General features: G+C 74.3%; 19 protein-coding genes. 11 read left to right on the forward strand and 8 right to left on the reverse strand.

Going from position 1 to position 17,871, the window contains the following annotated elements; translation table 11 throughout:
• Positions 1–3 precede the first annotated feature (3 nt).
• From IFT45_RS12095 to IFT45_RS12105, 3 genes are read left to right on the forward strand one after another with little or no spacing between them, the layout of a single operon-like run.
• Positions 4–2,601, forward strand: coding sequence for an ATP-dependent DNA ligase (locus tag IFT45_RS12095; protein ID WP_192128373.1), 2,598 nt, complete (start codon positions 4–6; stop codon positions 2,599–2,601).
• Positions 2,602–2,637: 36 nt separating this feature from the next.
• Positions 2,638–4,056, forward strand: coding sequence for an MFS transporter (locus tag IFT45_RS12100; RefSeq protein ID WP_192128375.1), 1,419 nt, complete (start codon positions 2,638–2,640; stop codon positions 4,054–4,056).
• Positions 4,057–4,086: 30 nt separating this feature from the next.
• Positions 4,087–4,647: a GNAT family N-acetyltransferase gene (locus IFT45_RS12105; protein ID WP_192128377.1), complete on the forward strand. Its 561-nt coding sequence runs from the start codon at positions 4,087–4,089 to the stop codon at positions 4,645–4,647.
• Positions 4,648–4,744: 97 nt separating this feature from the next.
• Here the strand turns inward: IFT45_RS12105 and IFT45_RS12110 are convergent, their stop codons facing one another.
• Positions 4,745–5,113, reverse strand: a complete 369-nt coding sequence (locus tag IFT45_RS12110; protein ID WP_056056338.1) for a VOC family protein — start codon at positions 5,111–5,113, stop codon at positions 4,745–4,747.
• A 71-nt stretch (positions 5,114–5,184) separates the two neighbouring features.
• On the opposite strand from IFT45_RS12110, the gene IFT45_RS12115 reads away from it, so the two are divergent.
• Positions 5,185–5,637 (forward strand): MarR family winged helix-turn-helix transcriptional regulator, encoded by a 453-nt coding sequence (locus tag IFT45_RS12115; protein ID WP_056056340.1) that lies wholly within the window; start codon positions 5,185–5,187, stop codon positions 5,635–5,637.
• A 12-nt stretch (positions 5,638–5,649) separates the two neighbouring features.
• On the opposite strand, the gene IFT45_RS12120 is transcribed toward IFT45_RS12115, so the two are convergent.
• On the reverse strand, positions 5,650–6,897 hold the full coding sequence (locus IFT45_RS12120) for an alcohol dehydrogenase catalytic domain-containing protein (RefSeq protein WP_244637967.1): 1,248 nt from the start codon (positions 6,895–6,897) through the stop codon (positions 5,650–5,652).
• A gap of 117 nt (positions 6,898–7,014) precedes the next feature.
• A complete protein-coding gene (locus IFT45_RS12125) occupies positions 7,015–7,500 on the reverse strand; it encodes a gluconokinase (RefSeq protein WP_235491316.1) in 486 nt (161 codons plus the stop codon).
• Positions 7,501–7,862: 362 nt separating this feature from the next.
• Here IFT45_RS12125 and IFT45_RS12130 point away from each other — a divergent pair, with 362 nt between their 5' ends.
• The 4 genes from IFT45_RS12130 (at position 7,863) to IFT45_RS12145 (ending at position 10,662) form a co-directional block, all read left to right on the forward strand.
• Complete coding sequence (locus IFT45_RS12130) at positions 7,863–8,597, forward strand: FadR/GntR family transcriptional regulator (protein ID WP_192128381.1); 735 nt, start codon at positions 7,863–7,865, stop codon at positions 8,595–8,597.
• A gap of 119 nt (positions 8,598–8,716) precedes the next feature.
• The gene (locus tag IFT45_RS12135; protein WP_056056346.1) at positions 8,717–9,880 is read left to right on the forward strand and encodes an inorganic phosphate transporter; all 1,164 of its coding nucleotides are present in this window, start codon (positions 8,717–8,719) and stop codon (positions 9,878–9,880) included.
• Positions 9,877–10,191, forward strand: coding sequence for a hypothetical protein (locus IFT45_RS12140; RefSeq protein ID WP_192128382.1), 315 nt, complete (start codon positions 9,877–9,879; stop codon positions 10,189–10,191). The genes IFT45_RS12135 and IFT45_RS12140 overlap by 4 nt, the downstream gene beginning before the upstream one ends.
• Positions 10,192–10,350: 159 nt before the next feature.
• On the forward strand, positions 10,351–10,662 hold the full coding sequence (locus IFT45_RS12145) for a hypothetical protein (RefSeq protein ID WP_056056350.1): 312 nt from the start codon (positions 10,351–10,353) through the stop codon (positions 10,660–10,662).
• Positions 10,663–10,765: 103 nt separating this feature from the next.
• Here the strand turns inward: IFT45_RS12145 and IFT45_RS12150 are convergent, their stop codons facing one another.
• Positions 10,766–10,960 (reverse strand): hypothetical protein, encoded by a 195-nt coding sequence (locus IFT45_RS12150; protein WP_192128384.1) that lies wholly within the window; start codon positions 10,958–10,960, stop codon positions 10,766–10,768.
• A gap of 25 nt (positions 10,961–10,985) precedes the next feature.
• The gene (locus tag IFT45_RS12155) at positions 10,986–11,639 is read right to left on the reverse strand and encodes a hypothetical protein (protein WP_192128386.1); all 654 of its coding nucleotides are present in this window, start codon (positions 11,637–11,639) and stop codon (positions 10,986–10,988) included.
• A 139-nt stretch (positions 11,640–11,778) separates the two neighbouring features.
• Between IFT45_RS12155 and IFT45_RS12160 the strand changes: the two genes are divergently transcribed.
• Positions 11,779–12,429: a hypothetical protein gene (locus tag IFT45_RS12160; RefSeq protein WP_192128389.1), complete on the forward strand. Its 651-nt coding sequence runs from the start codon at positions 11,779–11,781 to the stop codon at positions 12,427–12,429.
• A gap of 56 nt (positions 12,430–12,485) precedes the next feature.
• Positions 12,486–13,184, forward strand: coding sequence for a DUF6584 family protein (locus IFT45_RS12165; protein WP_192128391.1), 699 nt, complete (start codon positions 12,486–12,488; stop codon positions 13,182–13,184).
• A gap of 99 nt (positions 13,185–13,283) precedes the next feature.
• Here IFT45_RS12165 and IFT45_RS12170 read toward each other — a convergent pair whose 3' ends face one another.
• The 3 genes from IFT45_RS12170 to IFT45_RS12180 form a co-directional block, all read right to left on the reverse strand.
• Entirely contained in the window at positions 13,284–14,639 is a 1,356-nt protein-coding gene (locus IFT45_RS12170; protein ID WP_192128392.1) for a hypothetical protein, read from the reverse strand.
• Positions 14,640–14,810: 171 nt separating this feature from the next.
• Positions 14,811–15,503: a hypothetical protein gene (locus IFT45_RS12175; RefSeq protein ID WP_192128394.1), complete on the reverse strand. Its 693-nt coding sequence runs from the start codon at positions 15,501–15,503 to the stop codon at positions 14,811–14,813.
• A gap of 59 nt (positions 15,504–15,562) precedes the next feature.
• On the reverse strand, positions 15,563–17,467 hold the full coding sequence (locus tag IFT45_RS12180; RefSeq protein WP_192128396.1) for an ABC transporter ATP-binding protein: 1,905 nt from the start codon (positions 17,465–17,467) through the stop codon (positions 15,563–15,565).
• Positions 17,468–17,686: 219 nt separating this feature from the next.
• Here IFT45_RS12180 and IFT45_RS12185 point away from each other — a divergent pair.
• Positions 17,687–17,871: carboxymuconolactone decarboxylase family protein (locus IFT45_RS12185; protein WP_192127783.1), on the forward strand; the 185-nt coding region annotated here is incomplete at its 3' end.

Here is a 17,871-nt window from a genome sequence, read left to right on the forward strand (position 1 = left end):
GCCATGGGCCCGAAGGGACGCGGCGAGCGCGTGCAGGTCGGCGGCCACACGCTGCAGCTCACCAACCTCGACAAGGTCCTGTACCCCGCCACGGGCACGACCAAGGGCGACGTGCTCGGCTACTACGCCGCCGTCGCCGAGTGGATGCTGCCGCACGTCGAGGGTCGCCCGGCCACTCGGAAGCGCTGGGTGAACGGCGTCGACGGCCAGGTGTTCTTCGAGAAGAACCTGCCCGACTCGGCGCCGGAGTGGGTGGCGCGTCACGAGATCCAGCACAGCGACCACGCCAACACGTACCCGCTCGTCAACGATCTCGCGACGCTGACCTGGCTCGGCCAGGTCGCCGCGCTCGAGGTGCACGTGCCGCAGTGGCGGTTCGGCCCGCGCGGCGCGCCGCGGAACCCCGACCGGCTCGTGCTCGACCTCGACCCGGGCGAGGGAGTCGGCCTCGCCGAGTGCGTCGAGGTCGCGCAGCTGCTGCGGCCGCTCCTCGAGGGCGTGGGCCTCGAGCTCGTGCCGGTCACGAGCGGCAGCAAGGGGGTCCACCTCTACGCGCGGCTCGACGGCCGGCAGACGAGCGCCCAGGTCAGCGACGTCGCCCACGAGCTCGCCCGGGCCGTCGAGGCCGACCACCCCGACCTCGTCATCAGCACGATGGGCAAGGCCGACCGCCGCGGCAAGGTGCTGCTCGACTGGTCGCAGAACAACGGGAACAAGACCACCGTCGCGCCGTACTCGCTGCGCGGGCGCGAGCGGCCGACGGTCGCGACGCCGCGCACCTGGCGCGAGCTGGCGTCGAGGCAGCTGCGGCAGCTGGAGTACCCCGAGGTGCTGGCGCGCCTGCGGCGACGCGGCGACCCGCTGGCCGACGTGTCGAGCGGGACTCCTGTGCCGCCGGGTGAGCTCGGCGACGACATGCGCAACACCGAGTCGCCCGAGCACGATCCGTCGGGCGACGGCGAGACCCGCCAGCGCCACGACCGGCTCGCGACGTACCGCTCGATGCGCGACCCCGCCAAGACGCGGGAGCCCGTGCCCGCCGAGGCACCGCCGACGAGCGACGGCCGCAGCTTCGTGATCCAGGAGCACCACGCGAGCCGCCTGCACTGGGACTTCCGCCTCGAGCACGACGGCGTGCTCGTCAGCTGGGCGCTGCCGAAGGGCGAGCCCGACGACCCCGGCCAGAACCACCTCGCCGTCCAGACCGAGGACCACCCGCTCGAGTACGGCACCTTCGAGGGCACGATCGCGAAGGGCGAGTACGGCGCGGGCGAGGTCACCATCTGGGACTCCGGCACGTACGAGCTCGAGAAGTGGCGGGAGGGCAAGGAGGTCATCGCGGTGCTGCACGGCGAGCAGCGCGGCAGCCGGCGGGTCGCCCTCATCCACACCGGGCACGGCGGCGGGTCTTCGGAGAAGAACTGGCTGATCCACCGCATGGCCGACGACGCGGGCGGTGGGGGCGCCGACGGGCACGGCGGCCACGGAGGCCACGGCGGGCACGGCTCGACGGGGGTCGCCGCAGGGAAGAAGAAGAAGGGCCGGACGGTGATCGGCTCGGGGGCCGGCAGCGGCTCCGCCCGCTCGACCCGCGACTCCTCGGGGTCGTCGCCCTCGTCGAGCGGCCGCGGCGACGCGGGCGACCTCGAGCCCGTCTCCCCCATGCTCGCCGTCGCCGGCACCGCGGCCGACGTCGACGACGACTGGGCCTACGAGATGAAGTGGGACGGCATCCGCGCGGTCGCCGTCGTCCAGGGCGACAGCGTCACCCTGACCAGCCGCAACGGGAACGACCTCACCCCCGCCTACCCCGAGCTGCAGGCGCTCGCCGCCCTCGTCGACAGCGAGGGAGGCGCGGTGCTCGACGGCGAGGTCGTGGCCGTCGACGAGACCGGTCGCCCCGACTTCGGCCTGCTGCAGACGCGGATGGGCCTGACGAAGCCGCGCGAGGTGGAGGCCGCGGCGAAGGGCGCGCCCGTGCGGTACCTGCTCTTCGACGTGCTGCACGCCGAGGGCAGGTCGCTCGTGCGACGCACGTACGACGAGCGCCGCGAGGTGCTCGAGCGCGTGGTGCGGCCGGAGGGCGCGGTCGACGTGCCGGTCGTCTTCGACGGCGACCTGGAGGCGGCGATGCGGACGTCGCAGCGCCTCCGGCTGGAGGGGGTCGTGGCGAAGCGCCGCGACGCGGCCTACAGCCCCGGCCGGCGCTCGCGGGCCTGGATCAAGATGAAGCACCACGCGACCCAGGAGGTGGTGATCGCCGGGTGGCGGCCCGGCAACGGTCGCCGCGCCTCCGGGGTGGGCTCGCTGCTGATGGGCGTGCCGGGCGACGACGGGCTGACGTACGTCGGGCGCGTCGGCACCGGGTTCCGCGACCGCGACCTCGACGAGCTGCTCACCGAGTTCCGCCGCGTCGAGAGGAAGACCAGCCCGCTCGTCGGCGTGCCGGCGGCCGACGCCCGCGACGCCCACTGGATCACGCCGTCGCGCGTCGGCGAGGTGTCGTTCGCGGAGTGGACGTCGACCGGGCGACTGCGGCAGCCGTCGTGGCGCGGCTGGCGACCCGACAAGTCGCCGGGCGACGTGGTGCGCGAGAGCTGAGCCGCGCCTCCCCGCCGCGGGGAGGAGACTCGGGGCATGACAGACGCCCGCGGCCAGCGCATCGTCCTCGTGGTCGCGGTGCTCGCGTCGTTCGTGGCCTTCCTCGACGGATCGATCGTGACGGTCGCGCTGCCGGCCGTCGCCGGCGAGCTCGGCGGCGACCTCACGCTGCAGCAGTGGGTCGTCGACGCGTACCTGCTGACGCTCGGCTCGCTGATGCTCGTGGCCGGCTCGCTCAGCGACACCTTCGGGCGCGTCCGGGTGCTGCGCGCCGGGCTCGTCGCCTTCGCCGCCACGAGCGTGCTCGCGGCCCTCGCCCCCGACCCCGGCCTGCTCATCACGGCCCGCGCGCTGCAGGGCGTGGCCGCGGCCCTCCTCGTGCCGAGCAGCCTGGCCCTGATCACCTCGACCTACAGCGGCCCCGAGCAGGGCCGCGCCATCGGCCGCTGGACGGCCTGGACCGGCGTCGCCTTCCTCGTCGGCCCGCTCACCGGCGGCGCCCTCGTCGACACGATCGGCTGGCGCTGGGTCTTCGGGGTGGTGGTGCTGCCGGTGGCGGTGACGCTGGTGCTCATGACGCGCCTCCCCGGCGACGCCCACCGCGGCACGCCCGACGCCCCGGCCCGCGTCGACGTGGTGGGCGCCGTGCTCGCGGCGGTCGGCCTCGCCGGGCCCGTGTTCGCGCTGATCGAGGGGCAGCGCGTCGGCTTCGGCACCTGGTTGGTGCTCGTGCCGCTCGTCGTCGGCCTCGTGGCCCTCGTGGCCTTCGTCGCCTGGGAGCGACGCACGCCGCACCCGATGATGCCGCTCGACCTCTTCCGCACCCGCGAGTTCACCGTCGGCAACCTCGCGACGGTGGGCCTCTATGCAGCGCTCAACCTCGGCACGCTGACCATCCCGCTCGTCGTGCAGGAGCTCGCCGGCCTGTCGGCCACCGTCGCCGGGCTCGTCACCCTGCCGACGACGATCGTGTCGCTGCTCTTCTCCACCCTGTTCGGCACGCTCGCCGCGACGCACGGCCCCCGCCTGTTCATGACGGTCGGGCCGCTGATCACGGCGAGCGGGTTCGTCTGGATGCTGCTCGTCCGCGACCCGATCGACGTCTGGTGGCAGGTCGTGCCCGGCGTCGTGCTGTTCGGGTTCGGCCTCGCGGTGACGGTGGCGCCGCTGACCTCGGCGGTGCTGTCGCAGGTCTCGCCGGCCCGGTCGGGCATCGCCTCGGCGGTCAACAACGCGATCTCGCGCGTCGCCGGGCTCGTCGCCGTCGCCTTCCTCGGCGTGATCGCGGGAGGCGCGCTGACCGTCGACGGGTTCCACCGCGTCGTCGTCGTGGTCGCGGTGCTGCTCGGGGGGAGCGCCGCCGTGTCGTTCGTCGGCCTGCGGGGGTCGCGGGCGGGATCGGGGTCGAGTGGTCACGAACTGCGCTCTGACCGGGGTGCGAGCAGCAGTTCGTGACCACTCGCGGCGGCGCGCTAGCGTCGTCGGGTGCTCACCACCGACCGTCTCCTGCTGCGCCGCTGGCGCGACGCCGACCGCGCCCCGTTCGCGGCGATGAACGCCGACCCCGTCGTGATGGAGTTCTTCCCCGCGACGCGCACGCCCGCCGAGTCCGACGCGCTGGTGGACCGCATCGAGGCAGGCTTCGAGCGCGACGGCTTCGGCCTCTGGGCGGTGGAGCAGCGAGCCGACGGCGAGTTCGTCGGCTTCGTCGGCCTGTCGCGTCCGTCGTTCGAGGTCGTCGCCGGGGGCCGGGCCCTCGTCGATCCCGTCGAGATCGGCTGGCGCCTCCGTCGCGGCTCGTGGGGGCAGGGGCTCGCGACCGAGGCCGCACGCGAGGTGCTGCGGCACGCGCTCGACCCGGCCGGCGCCGACCTGCCCGGCGTCGTGAGCTTCACGGCGGCGCTCAACCTGCGCTCGCGGGCGTTGATGGAGCGGATCGGCCTGCGGCGCGACCCGGCCGACGACTTCGCGCACCCGGCCCTGCCGCCGGGCCACCGCCTCCGGCCCCACGTCATCTACCGGGCGGATCGCACCTCGTCGGCCTAGCCCGGCGTCGCCCGGGTCGCGGTCGAGTGGTCACGAACGGCGCCTCGACCGGGGTCGGGGCGACAGTTCGCGACCACTCGGCGGGGCCCGACGGCCGTCAGGCCCGGTCGTGCAGGGTCACGTGGTACCCGTCGGGGTCGGCGAAGGTGAACGTCCGCCCGAACGGCCCGTCGACGGGCGCCGACACGATGCGGTGCCCGTCGACGACGAGCGCGTCGTGGATCTGCTGCACGTCGGTGGCGTGCAGCCACAGCGCGGCGCCGAGCCCCGGCTGCTCGACGGCGTCGAGATCGGTGCCGGGCACGAGGTCGCGCAGCGCGAACGCGATCGGCGTGGTCGTGAAGACCACGGCGTGGGGCGGGCCGGCCGGCGAGCGCACGAGGCCGAGGTACTGCTCGTAGAAGGCCTGGGAGGCGTCGAGGTCGCGGGTCTGCAGTGAGATGAAGTCGGGGCCGGTGACGGGCACGGGGGTCTCCTCGGGAGTGGTGGGCGAATGTCAGGAACCTGACATGGCACAGCCTATGTCAGAATGCTGACATGAGTCCAGACCGAGACGGCATCGACCTCGAGACCTCCCTCGGCTACCTCCTCAAGGAGGCGGCGAGCGCCCTCCGAGCCGCCATGGACGACGCCCTCCGCCCCCTCGGCATGACGATCACGCACTACTCGTGCCTCGAGCTGCTGGCGCAGCGACCGGGCCTGTCGAACTCCGACCTGGCTCGCGGGGCGTTCGTCACCCGGCAGTCCATGAACGTGCTGCTGCAGTCGCTGGAGGCGGCCGGGTCGGTGGAACGACCGCCGGAGGCGCGGGTCGGCCGAGCCCTGCCGGCCCAGCTGACCGAGGAGGGCCGTCGCGACCTCGCCCGGGCCACGGCCGCCGTGCGGGCGGTCGAGCGTCGGATGCTCGACGACCTCACCGTCGCCGAGGAGGACGCCGCCCGTCGGGCGCTGCGCGCCATGGTCGCGTCGCTGCGCGGCGACGCCGCCTGACCCGGGGCCCGCTCACAGGCCGCCGACTCCCCCCGGCCGCACCCCGACCCGCACCGGCGCCCCCGGCGCGCTCGCGAGGCGCAGTGCGTCGTCGAGCTGCTCGAGCGGCACGACGTGCTCGACGAGCTCGGCGAACGGGTAGCGGTGCCGCTGTTCGGAGACGAACGCGACCGCGGCGACGAGGCTGGCGGGCGCGTAGTCGTGCACCCCGGTGAGGGTGAGCAGCCCCCGCTCCACCCTCTCCGGCAGCACCGGCACGGCCGCTCCGGGCGCGACCGGCCCGGCGAGCACGACCACCCCGCCCACGCCGACCGTGTCGACGAGCAACGCCACGGCGGCGGAGCTGCCCGAGGTCTCGAGGGCGACGGTGCGGTGGCGGCCCGAGCGGTCCACCTGCGCGAGCGCGCGGGCGAGGCTCAGCGGGCCCCGCGACTCCCCCGGGTCCGCGACCGCGGCCGCTCCGAAGCGGCACGCGAGCAGCCGCCGGCACTCCGAGGCCTCGACGACCACGACCCGGGCCCCCGCCTGCGTCGCCATCGCCGTCGCCGCGAGCCCCCGCGCCCCGGCCCCCGAGACGACGACCACCTGCCCGCGGAGCGCCTCCGCGGCCGCGCCCCCGGCCGCCAGGGCCAGCAGCGAGGAGGCGCGGTGCACGGCCTCCGCAGCGGTCGCGACCGCGCACGACGCGGGGGCTAGCACCTCGTCGGGCACCGCGTCGTCGTCGACGACGACGACCGCCGCGCCCCGACGCACGTGGACGTGGCTGGCGAACCCGCCGCCGAGCTCCCACGAGCGACGGACGGCCGCGTGCCCGTGCCGTTCGAGGCTCGCGCAGGCCTGCGGCAGCCCGCGGTGGCACTCCACGCACCGGCCGCACGCCACGACCACCGACCAGACGACGCGCATGCCCGGCAGGAGCCGGCGCCCGTCGACCGACCGCGCGTGCGGGTCGGCGTCGACGACGCGCCCCACCTGCTCGTGGCCGAGCACGCACGGGGTCGCGCCCGGCCGCCGCCCGGTGACGGTGTGCACGTCCGAGTCGCAGATCGTGGCGAGGTCGACCCGCACGAGCGCGTCGCCGCGCTGCAGCCGCACCCCGGGCACGGCGACGGCCTGCAGCGGGCGGCCCGGGCCCTGCCAGGTCATCGCGACCGCCGCCTCCGGCAGCACGAGGTCGCGCCCCGGCGGCAGCGTCACGGGCCCCGTCGCGGTGCCGCCCGCGCCCCGCGCCCCCGCGCGGGTCGTCGCCCTGTTCGTCATGCCGTGCCGCCCCCGTCGCGCGCCGCGGCTCCGGTGCCCGCGTCGTGCCCCCGACGCTACGGAGCGCCGGTGATCGGCCGGCGTCCGGCAGGTGAACGAGAGGAGGCGCGGTGCCGGTCAGCGGGTCGGCGAGAGCCCCAGCAGCCGGATGACGTCGTCGGCCTCCTGCTCGGGCGTCTGCGTCGCGTCGACGACGATGTGGCGCTCGTCGGCCTGCGGCGGCTCGAGGGTCGCGAGCTGCGAGTCGAGCAGCGAGGCCGGCATGAAGTGGCCGGGGCGCGCCGCCATCCGGCCGCCGATGAGGTCGTTGCTGCCGCGGAGGTAGACGAAGACGACGTCGAGCTCGCGCAGCACGTCGCGGTAGCTGCGCTTGAGCGCCGAGCAGGTGATGACGCCGGGCACGCCCTGCATCGCGTGCTCGATGATCCACGACGAGACGGTGTCGAGCCACGGCGCCCGGTCGTCGTCGTCGAGCGGCACGCCGGCCGCCATCTTCGCCACGTTCTCGTCGGGGTGGAGGTCGTCGCCCTCGGCGTGGTCCCAGCCGAGGCGCTCGGCGACCAGCGCCGCCACGGTCGACTTGCCCGAGCCCGAGACGCCCATCACGACGAGCACGGGGGCGCCCGACCAGCGGCGCGCGGTCTCGGGCACCTGCGCCGCGCCTCCGGCCGGGACGTCGCGGGAGGCGTCACGCAGCACGGGGCCGGGGGCGGGGGTCGGGGAGGGAGAGGTCATGGTGTCGCGTCCTTCCGAGGACGCTTCTCTGCGACCTCGTCGTCTGGGGAGGGCCCGCGCGCACCGCCCGGCGGGGCGGCGTCGGTCGGCCGGTCGTGGAGGCCGGGGCTGCCGGTCTGCCATCCTGGGAGGACGCGCGGATCTGAATAATCAGATTAATCAGACCCCAGGAGTGTGCCACACGGCGACTCCCCCCGGCAAGACGCCCGCGAGGGCTCAGGAAGACCACGATGACGACCGGACTCCCCTCCGCCTCCCGCGACCGCGGGCTCCACGCCCGCGTCGTCGACGCGCTCGGCCAGGACATCGTCGACGGGCGCCTCGCCCCCGGCACGATCCTCAACGTCGAGGCGATGAGCGAGCGGTTCTCGGTGTCGCGGTCGGTGCTGCGCGAGGTGCTCCGGGTGCTGCAGTCGCTCGGGATGGTGGAGCCCCGGCAGCGCACCGGGACCCAGGTGCTGCCCCGCGCCTCCTGGGACCTGATGAGCCCGCAGGTGATCCTCTGGCGCGGCCGCGGCCCCGAGTACTTCACGCAGATGCGCGAGCTGCTCGAGCTGCGGCTCGGGCTCGAGCCGATGGCCGCCCGCCTCGGCGCGCTCACGCCCGACCCGCTGCAGGCCGCCGTCGTGCTGGAGGCCGCCCGCACGATGGTCGAGGCCGACGCCACGGGTAACGGGCCCCGCTACCTCGAGGCCGACGTCGCCTTCCACACCGCGCTGCTGCGCGGCTCGGGCAACCAGGTGATCGGGCACTTCGCCACGCAGGTCGAGGCCCTGCTGCGCACCCGCGTCGAAGAGGCCCGGGCGACGATCACCGACTGGACGCCGGCCGCCGCCGCCGCGCACCTCGCCCTCGCGGAGGCGCTCGTGGCCGGTGACGCCGACGTGGCGTTCCGCGCCGCGTGGGAGCTGATCTCGGGCACCGTCGACGAGTTCGTCCGTGAGTCGGACGAGGAACTGCACTGACCGCAAGCGTTCACGCGCCGTTCATCGCGGGCGGCCCGGCCCCGGCCTAGCGTCGGCCGGGCAGGGGGCGCGGCGCCGCCGTCGCGACGCACCGGCCGCCCCTCGGAGGGACGACGACGATGGACGTGCTCGTCACGGTCATGCTGGTGATCGTCGTGGCGCTCGTGTTCGACTTCACGAACGGGTTCCACGACACCGCGAACGCCATGGCGACCTCGGTCGCCACCGGGGCGCTGCGACCCAAGGTCGCGGTGCTCATCTCCGCCGTGCTCAACCTCGTCGGGGCGTTCCTCTCGACCGAGGTCGCGAGCACGGTCTCGAACGGGCTGATCCGCGAGGGGGAGGGCGGGGTGCAGGTCACTCCCGTCATGATCTTCGCCGGGCTGGTCGGCGCCGTGCTCTGGAACCTCGCCACCTGGTACCTCGGCCTGCCCTCGAGCTCGTCGCACGCGCTCTTCGGCGGCCTGATCGGCGCGGCGGTGATCGGCGCGGGCATCGGCTCGGTCGACTTCGCGGTCGTGCTGTCGAAGGTCGTGCTGCCCGCGATCATCTCGCCGGTCGTCGCGGGGGTGGTCGCGCTCGTCGCGACCTACGTCGCCTACCGCATCACCCGGCAGGCGACCCTCCGCGGGTCGACCGCCGCCTTCCGTCACGGCCAGACCGTGAGCGCCTCGCTGGTGTCGCTCGCGCACGGGACGAACGACGCCCAGAAGACGATGGGCGTGATCACGCTCACCCTCATCGCGGCGGGCTACCAGGGCGCGGGCACCGGCCCGCAGCTCTGGGTGATCGTCGCCTGCGGGCTCGCGATCGCGCTCGGCACCTACCTCGGCGGCTGGCGGATCATGCGGACGGTCGGCAAGCGCATCACCGACGTCAAGGCCCCGCAGGGCTTCGCCGCCGAGACCAGCTCGGCGGCCACCATCTTGATCTCGTCGCACCTCGGCTTCGCCCTGTCGACGACGCAGGTGACCTCGGGCTCGATCGTCGGGGCCGGCCTCGGCGCGAAGCTCGCGACCGTGCACTGGGGCGTCGTCGGCAAGATCGCCTCGGCCTGGGTCTTCACGCTGCCCGCGGCCGCGCTGGTCGGCGGGGTCTCCGCCTGGCTGGCCAGCACGAGCACGGCGGGCCTCGTCGTCGTCGCCCTGCTCGCCCTCGGCGGGGGCCTGGCCTTCGCGTTCCTCGCGCGGCGGCACCCCGTCACGCACGAGACCGTCAACGACGGCGACGAGGCTCCCGCGGCTGCCCAGCCGGCCGGCGCCTCCCGCCAGCAGGGAGAGTGACCGTGTTCCTCGGAGTGGACTGGGGCGCCTTCGTGGTCGTCTTCCTCGTCGCCCTCGCGGCGACGGCCGTGATCGTCACGTCGTTCGCGCTGGGCATCCGCGCGTTCGCGGCCGGGGCGGAGGAGCAGGCGGGTGCTGGTGCGGGTGCCGGTGCCGGTGCGGGCTCCGACGGGGCGACGGCGGCCGGGGCCGCGGGCCCGGGCCGGGTCAGCCGTCCGGCCGGGGCCACCGCCGCGGGGCTCGCCTGCTTCGCCGTGGGCGTGGCCGCGGTGCTCTACGGGCTCTGGATGATCGTGCCGCAGTTCCACTGACGACGTCGAGGTGCCCCGTCCTGGGTCCTGCCACGCGGCGGGGGCCCAGGGCGGGGCATCTCGGTGCCCGGGCGGCGCCGAGGAGTCGCGGGTCGGGTCGACGACGAGTCGTCACGTCGCGTTCACGCGCGCGTCGCATCGGCGGCGCACCATCGACGCATGATCGCCATGAGCGCCCTCGTCCGGCCCACCGCCGGCATCCGCCCCGTCCGCCAGCTCGAGCAGAGCCTGCGACGGGACTACGAGAGCGTCCCGGTCACGCCCCACCGCTTCCTGGTGCGGTTCGCGGACGGGCCCGTGCTGATCACGGACGAGCTCGGCTCGCTGCGCGTCGACGTGGTCGTCTCGGACGAGCGAGCGGCACGGCACTTCGAGGACTCCTTCCGCACCGAGATCGCGGTGCGGCTCGAGGAGGGCTCGCTCGACGTGAGCTGGTCGCGCCCCGCGACCGTGCCCCAGCCGCTCCGCTGACGGCCGCCGCCGCTGCGCGCGACGGCACGTGAACCCCATTGATCTGGCTCCTGGCACCGCGGAAGGGACGCAGCCTGGACGGGCCGTCGCTCCCGCGGGGCGCCTATCGCTGTGGTCTCGTCTTTCGAGCCCTGCGGCTCTCCTTCACGAACTTCGCCCCCAGCCCGGCCCCGGTGACGAGGACGGGGCACCCCACGAGGAGGACGACGGACGACGCTCGGGGGTACGCCGACGCGACGGCGACGAGAGCGATCGTGCTCGCCACCACGACGAGCACGTAGGTCAGCCACTGACGCACGAGAGTGCCCCTTCCTCGACGGACCCTAGAAGGGTGCTGTTGAGCGACAGGCGACAGTGGATCCGCCCCTGACGTCGTACCACCAGAGCTTCCGCCCACCACTGCAGATGCCGTTCTTGACCAGGTAGGTCGTCGTGACGCTCACGACGATGCCCACGACGGCGCAGGCGGCCCAGCCGACCCCTGGCAGGAGGCAGATCGCAGCCGCGATCGCAGCACCACCGCCCGAGGCGAGCGCTTGCTGGTCGATGGTGTTGAACCCGACGGCGGTCTTCCCGCCGGAGAAACGTCCTTCGAGGTACGGCGTGAACTCGCGAGGAGCACGCGCCCCGTCCTCCGCCTCCAGCGCGGCGCGGACGTCGGCGGCTCTCGGCAACACGAGTGAACCTGCGTCGACCGTATATCGGTAGTAGCTCAGACCTTCGTCGTGCGCTATTTCCCGTTGTACGGAAGACGCTTCGAGTTGTTCGAGACCCTCAAGGAAGACCTCAGGTTCCAGGTCGTGGGCCGCGGTCGAGGCCGTTCGGTCAGACGCGGCGCCCGTTGCCGGCGTCTCCTCACCGGAAACGCGTTGAGCGGCGTTGACCGGGGTAGCGACGAGCATGGACGACCACAGAGTCGCCGCCGCAGCAGTCGCGATCACGATCTCCAGCACACGGCCTTCGGCATTGATCTTCATGTTTCCTCCTCTGTGCGGCACCATTGCCGCTCGCTCAATATAGCTAGTTGATGTTCTGGATGTACAACATTTTCCCGATGAGAGGTCGAGGACATTTCGGCACCGCTGCGCGCTCGACCCGTGCGATGATCTGGGCGACATGACAGCGACAGGCACACCGGCACCGGCACCGGGATCGGCACCGGCACACCGCGACTCGACGACCGACGCGGCTCCGCGGGAGGTGACCCGCGCCTCCCTGGTGGCCGTGTGGGCGGGGCGGGTGCTGGTGCCGCTCACGGCGGCTCTGGTGGTCGCCACCCGGCTGACCCGGCCGTGGTGGGAGCGACAGGGCCTGGACGAGACCGGGTACCCCGCGCACTGGCTGCCGAACGTCACGTTCGCCCTCCTCCTCGCGGTGGGGATCCTGGCCCCGTGGCTCTGCGGCCTGGTGGCGTCGCCCTGGGCTGCTCGGCGGGACGGAGCGGAGATGGTCGTCACGTCGGTGACGGGTCGCCGCCGCTTCACCGTCGCGTCGTGCCGCGTCGTCGACTTCCGCGTCCTCAGCACCCCGTCGACCTCGCACGGCGCCGTCGTCGTGGGGCCGCGCGGCGGGGTCGTCGTCCTGCTGGCCGGGCTCCCCCACGGGGGCAGGCGACGCATCACCGCACTGCTCGGCGATCAGCCGCGCGACGGCCTCGGCCGCGCCGTCCGCGAGCACCTGCTCGGCCTGGCCCTGCTCCTCCTCACCGTCGCGGTGGTGTTCGGGGTCCTCGGCCTCGGCTCCTGGGCCGTCGGCGGCGTCCTCTGAGGCGCGGTCACCGCCGCTGCCCCGCGACCGGCGTCGCGCTCTGCGAAGATCACGTCATGGACCCCTCCGCGCCGGGCGCGCACGCCCGTGCGTCGAGCGGTCGGGGGCCCCTGCGGGAGCGACTGCACCGCGACCCGGGCGACCTCGACGCCCGGGCTGCGCTGGCCGGCCTGCACAGGGCCGCCGGGCACGCCGACCAGGCGGGCCGGTGGGCGCTGCTCGTCCCGGGCACGGCGACCGCAGCAGAGAAGCAGGCGTTCATCGACTGGATCGTGCGGAGCGGTGAGGCTGACCGTGACCGGCTGCTGCGGCTGCTCTTCGTCCCGAGGACGTTCTCGGCCGCCGAGGTCGACCCCGCCGACGTGCTCCCCGGGTTCGTGGACCAGCTGCGCCGCGACGCGTCCACGTACGCCCGGGCGTCGTCGACGAGCATCCGGGGGTGGATCGCCGACACGGCCGTCGGCGTCGCGGCCGTCGTCGTGCTCGGCGCCCTCGTCGGAGGCGCTGCCTCGGCGGCCCACGCGGTCGCGCTGGCCACCGGGTCCGCTGTGCTGGAGTGGGGCATCTGGCCCGACAGCTGGGCCGGGCTGTGGACCGCCACGGGCGTGCTCACCCTGGGCCTGGCGGCGATCGTCACCCTGTGGTCCGCGGCGGCCCTGGCCGCCCGGCTGCCCGAGGTGATCACGGACCGGCGCCGGCGAGCGCGCCGCTCGCCTCGCCGCAACGGCAGCCGCAGCGCCGGCGGCCGCGGCTAGGGTCGGCAGGTGCGCGACGCCGAACCGCGCGACCCCGACCGCGGCGGCCACGACGACGACGCTGGCGGCGGCGGCGTGTGACACCGTGACCCACCCCCGCTAGACGACCTCCCCCGCCCACTCCGTCGCCAGCCCCGGGTAGACGCGGAGCGCCGCGGCCGGCACGACCTCCCAGGTGCGACGGTCCTCCTCCGAGAACCGCATCTCGGCCATGGCGGGGTACTCGCCGGCCAGGCCCCGGGGCCACTGGTCGAACGGGTGGTCGTGGTCGCGCTGAGCCGTCCCCGACGCACAGAGGGCGTCGCGCTGCTCCGACGACAGGGGCCGGAGGACGCCCGCGCCCTCGAGCCACTCGACGACGAGCGCGAGGCTCTCCTCGGCCCGGGCCTGGTCGGCGCCGGTGACCGCCCGCCAGCGGAGCTCGGCCTGGAGGGCCGTCTCCGCCGCGCCGACCGACGCCAGCCACGGCATGGTGAGGCCCGGGGCGAACCGGCCCCGGCCGTTGACGGTCGCGGCCGTGAGCGGGGCGTCGGCGATCTCGACCAGCAGCCGGGCCTCGGCCGTCGCGAACCACTCCGCGACGTCGTCGGCGAGCGCCGGGTACGCGATGGTCGCCCTCCCCGCGGCCACGCTCGCCCGCTGCCGGGGGATCGTGCGGTCGCGGAGCGCGAGCGACGGCCGGTCGAGCCCCAGGTCGGCGGCGAGCTGCTCGACGCGCCCCTTCAGGTCGTCCCGGATCGTCAGGACGGCGAGCAGGTCGGCCCCGATCGGGTCGGGCACGTCCCAGTCGAGCACCGGCGTGCCACGGGGCACGGGGAAGGAGTCGGGGCAGCCGATCCGCACGACGAGGTCGGCCGCCCGCACCGGTGCCGCCATCACCTTCGCCGGCACCTGCTCCGTCTCGACGGGGGCCTTGTCCATCCCCATCGCGACGACCACGTCCCGCTGCACGAGCGGGCTCACGCGCCCCTCCTGCGGCGAGACGCCCCGGGCCTCGACCATGAACACGGCCCCGTCGAGCACCCGCAGGTACGCCGCCGCCATGACGCTCCGCCCGATGCCCCGAGGGCTCACGACCATCACGCGGGGGATGCGGTCGCCGTCGAGGACGGCAGCGAAGGAGGCGCGGTGCGCGGCGCTGAGGCGAGGTCGCCCCGGTGCGGCGGCGCCCCGGGCAGCGGCGGCGGCGCGCCGACGGACGGCCCGGACGAAGCGGATCTCACGGGCGTACAGCACCCCGAACGCGACGGAGAACCCGAGGCACAGGAGCGCGCCGACGTACCCGAGGACGACGCGGAACCAGAGCGCCCCCGCGACCGGCCAGCCCGCCGCGAGCTGCGCCCGCTGCTCGCCGTCGGGGAAGAGCCAGGCGTCGGTGCTGATCACGGCCACGACGACGGCCATGAGGGGGAAGACGGGGAGGCACCACAGCATCGCGCGCTGCGCCTCGGTCACGACGACTGCCCTGGTGACGTCACGACGACCTGCCCTCCCCCTGCGGCAGGACCCGCGCCTCCCCCCGGACGATCCTGGCGGAGGCGCCCGCCCCGGTCGATCCCGCGTCAGGGGGCCATCCACCGGCGTCACCGGGACGACGCGCTCCGACGAGACCACCGGAGCAGAGGGTCAGCCCCAGATGCGGTCGACGATCGCGCCGAGGAGGTCGTCCGTCGGATAGTTCGACTGGCGCACCGTGACGACGACGCCGTCGCGCACGAGGACGGTCTCGGCGAAGTCCGTGCCGTACTGCTGGTCCTTCGTCGTGTACTGGCACACGGTGCCGCCGAGGCGCTCCGAGCAGTCGTAGACGACGTCGGCGCCCCGCCGTTCGGTGTCGACCGTGGGGTCGGCGAGCCAGTCCAGGTAGGAGGCGGCGGCCGCGTCGTCCACCGTGGCCACGTCCACGAACAGGCCGGTGACGTCCGCCCGCGGGTCGCGCCAGCCGCAGGTCAGCTGCGTGGCGGCCACCACGGTCTCGTAGGGGTCGGCGCCCGCGGGTGCCGGGCTCGGCTGGAGCTGGCCCGTCGGGCCCGTGAACAAGTCAGGGTCGTTGAGCGGCGTCTCGCCCATCGTCGCGGCGTAGGTGGCCGGGTCGACGATGTCGGTGCAGTCCGTCGGGATCGACGCGACGGCGGGCTCCCCGGGCGTGGCCGACGGCGTGGGGGCGGGGGTCGCCGATGCCGTGCTCGCCACGTCGGTCGCGGTCGGCGTCTCGTCCGGCGAGCCGTCCGCCCCCGTGCCGCACCCGGTCAGGGCGAGCGTGAGCGCCACGAGGACGCCCGTCGTCGTGACGGCCCGGGCCGTGCGTGCGTGCCTCATGGTGTCCCCCTCCGGACCGACCGCGCCGGGCGTGCCCCGTCCGTGGTCGTGCGTCGACCCTACCGACGCTCGGTCACCGCGTCCTCGTCGGCGGCGACGTCGTCCTGCACGGCGAACTGCGTCCGGTGCAGCTCCTCGTAGCGCCCGGCGGCGGCCAGCAGCTCCTCGTGCGTCCCGCGCTCGACGATCGAGCCGTCCTCGACCACCAGGATGAGGTCGGCGCTGCGGATGGTGGAGAGACGGTGGGCGATGACCATCGCCGTCCGACCCTCGAGCGCCTCGCTGAGCGCGGCCTGCACTGCTGCCTCCGACGTGGAGTCGAGCGCCGCCGTCGCCTCGTCGAGGATGACGACCTGCGGCCGGGCGAGCAGCAGCCTCGCGATGGTCATGCGCTGGCGCTCGCCGCCGGAGAGCCGGTAGCCCCGCTCCCCCACCATCGTGTCGAGCTGGTCGGGCAGCGAGCGGACGAGCGGCTCGAGCCGCGCCCGACGGACGGCGTCCCACACCTCGTCCTCGGTCGCCTCCGGCCTCGCGAGCCGCAGGTTCGACAGGATCGTCTCGTGGAACAGGTGGCCGTCCTGGGTCACCATCCCCAGGGTGTGCCTCAGGGAGGCGAAGGTCACGTCGCGGACGTCGGCCCCGGCCAGGCGCACGGCACCGCCGTCGACGTCGTAGAGGCGCGAAAGCAGCTGGGCGATCGTCGACTTGCCCGCCCCGGAGGTGCCGACGAGGGCGACGGTCTGGCCCGGCTCGATGCGGAACGACACCCCGTGCAGCACCTCGTCGCCGCCCCTCGTGTCGAGCGTGGAGACCTCCTCGAGGGAGGCGAGCGACACCTTGTCGGCGGACGGGTACGCGAAGCGGACGTCGTCGAACTCGACGCTCACCGGGCCCTCGGGCACGGTGGCGGCGTCGGCCTTCTCCCGGATGAGCGGTTCGAGGTCGAGCACCTCGAAGACGCGCTCGAAGCTGACGACCGCGCTCATGATCTCCACCCGCGCGTTCGCGAGGCCGGTCAGCGGCACGTAGAGGCGGGTGAGGAGCAGAGCCAGGGTGACGACCTCGCCGGTGTCGAGCTGGCCGGCGAGCGCGAGGGCGCCGCCGAGCCCGTACACGAGCGCGAGGGCCAGGGCGGAGACGAGCGTCAGCGCCGTGACGAAGACGAACTGCAGCAGCGCGGTCCGGACTCCGATGTCACGGACGCGGGCGGCGCGGACCCGGAACTCCGCCGACTCCTCGTCCGGGCGGCCGAACAGCTTGACGAGGGTGGCGCCGGGCGCGGAGAAGCGCTCGGTCATCTGCGTGCTCATCGCGGAGTTGTGGTCGGCGGCCTCGCGACGGAGCGCGGCGAGGCGGCTGCCCATGCGTCGCGCGGGGACCAGGAAGATCGGGAGCATGACCACCGCGAGGACGGTCACGAGCCACGACGTGCTGAGCATCACGATCAGGGTCAGGACGAGTGCCACGACGTTCGTGACGACGCCCGACAGCGTGCCGCTGAAGGCCTGCTGGGCGCCGATCACGTCGTTGTTGAGACGGCTCACGAGGGCGCCCGTCCGGGTGCGGGTGAAGAACGCGATCGGCATCTTCTGCACGTGGTCGAAGACGGCGGTGCGGAGGTCGAGGATCACGCCCTCCCCGATCCGGGCCGAGTACCACCGCGTGACGAGCGAGACGCCGGCGTCGGCGATCGCCACGACCCCGATGAGGACGGCGAGCCGCACGATCGTGGAGACGTCGCCCCGCGCGACGATGACGTCGACCACGCGGCCGGCCAGCACCGGCGTCGCGACCGCGAGGAAGGCCCCGACCACCGAGAGGCTGATGAAGAGCACCAGCTTCGACCGGTAGGGCACCGCGAACGTCATGATGCGCCGGACGGACGCCCGTGAGATGCCGTGCGCGCCGTCGCGGGCTGACGAGATCTTGTAGAGCGAGCTCCAGGCCGCGCCTTCCATGCTCATGGCTGTTCCTTCCGTCGGTACCAGGCTCAACCTAGACGGCGGGCGACGCTCGACTCGCAGCCGACGGAGCCAGGTGGAGTCGCGGTGGCGGCGGGACGAGCTGTGGGGGCCGCAGGGGGACCACGCCAGGGCCTCCCTCGTGCGTCCCGCCCGGTGTTCCGTGGACGGCGAGGCCGCGACGAGCGGCCCTCGCACGACACGACGGACAGGAGCACCACCATGGCCGACCAGCCGATCCAGATCGGGGGCGGGCGCCGCACGTTCGGGGACTTCGCCCCCAAGCTCGCCGCCCTCACCGACGACGTCCTCTTCGAGGACGTCTGGAACCGCCCCGAGCTCTCCGCCCGCGACCGGAGCCTCGTCACCGTCGCCGTCCTCGCCGCCGGCGGGCACACGGGGCAGCT

Source organism: Frigoribacterium sp. CFBP 13707 (assembly GCF_014842245.1).
Lineage (GTDB): Bacteria > Actinomycetota > Actinomycetes > Actinomycetales > Microbacteriaceae > Frigoribacterium > Frigoribacterium endophyticum.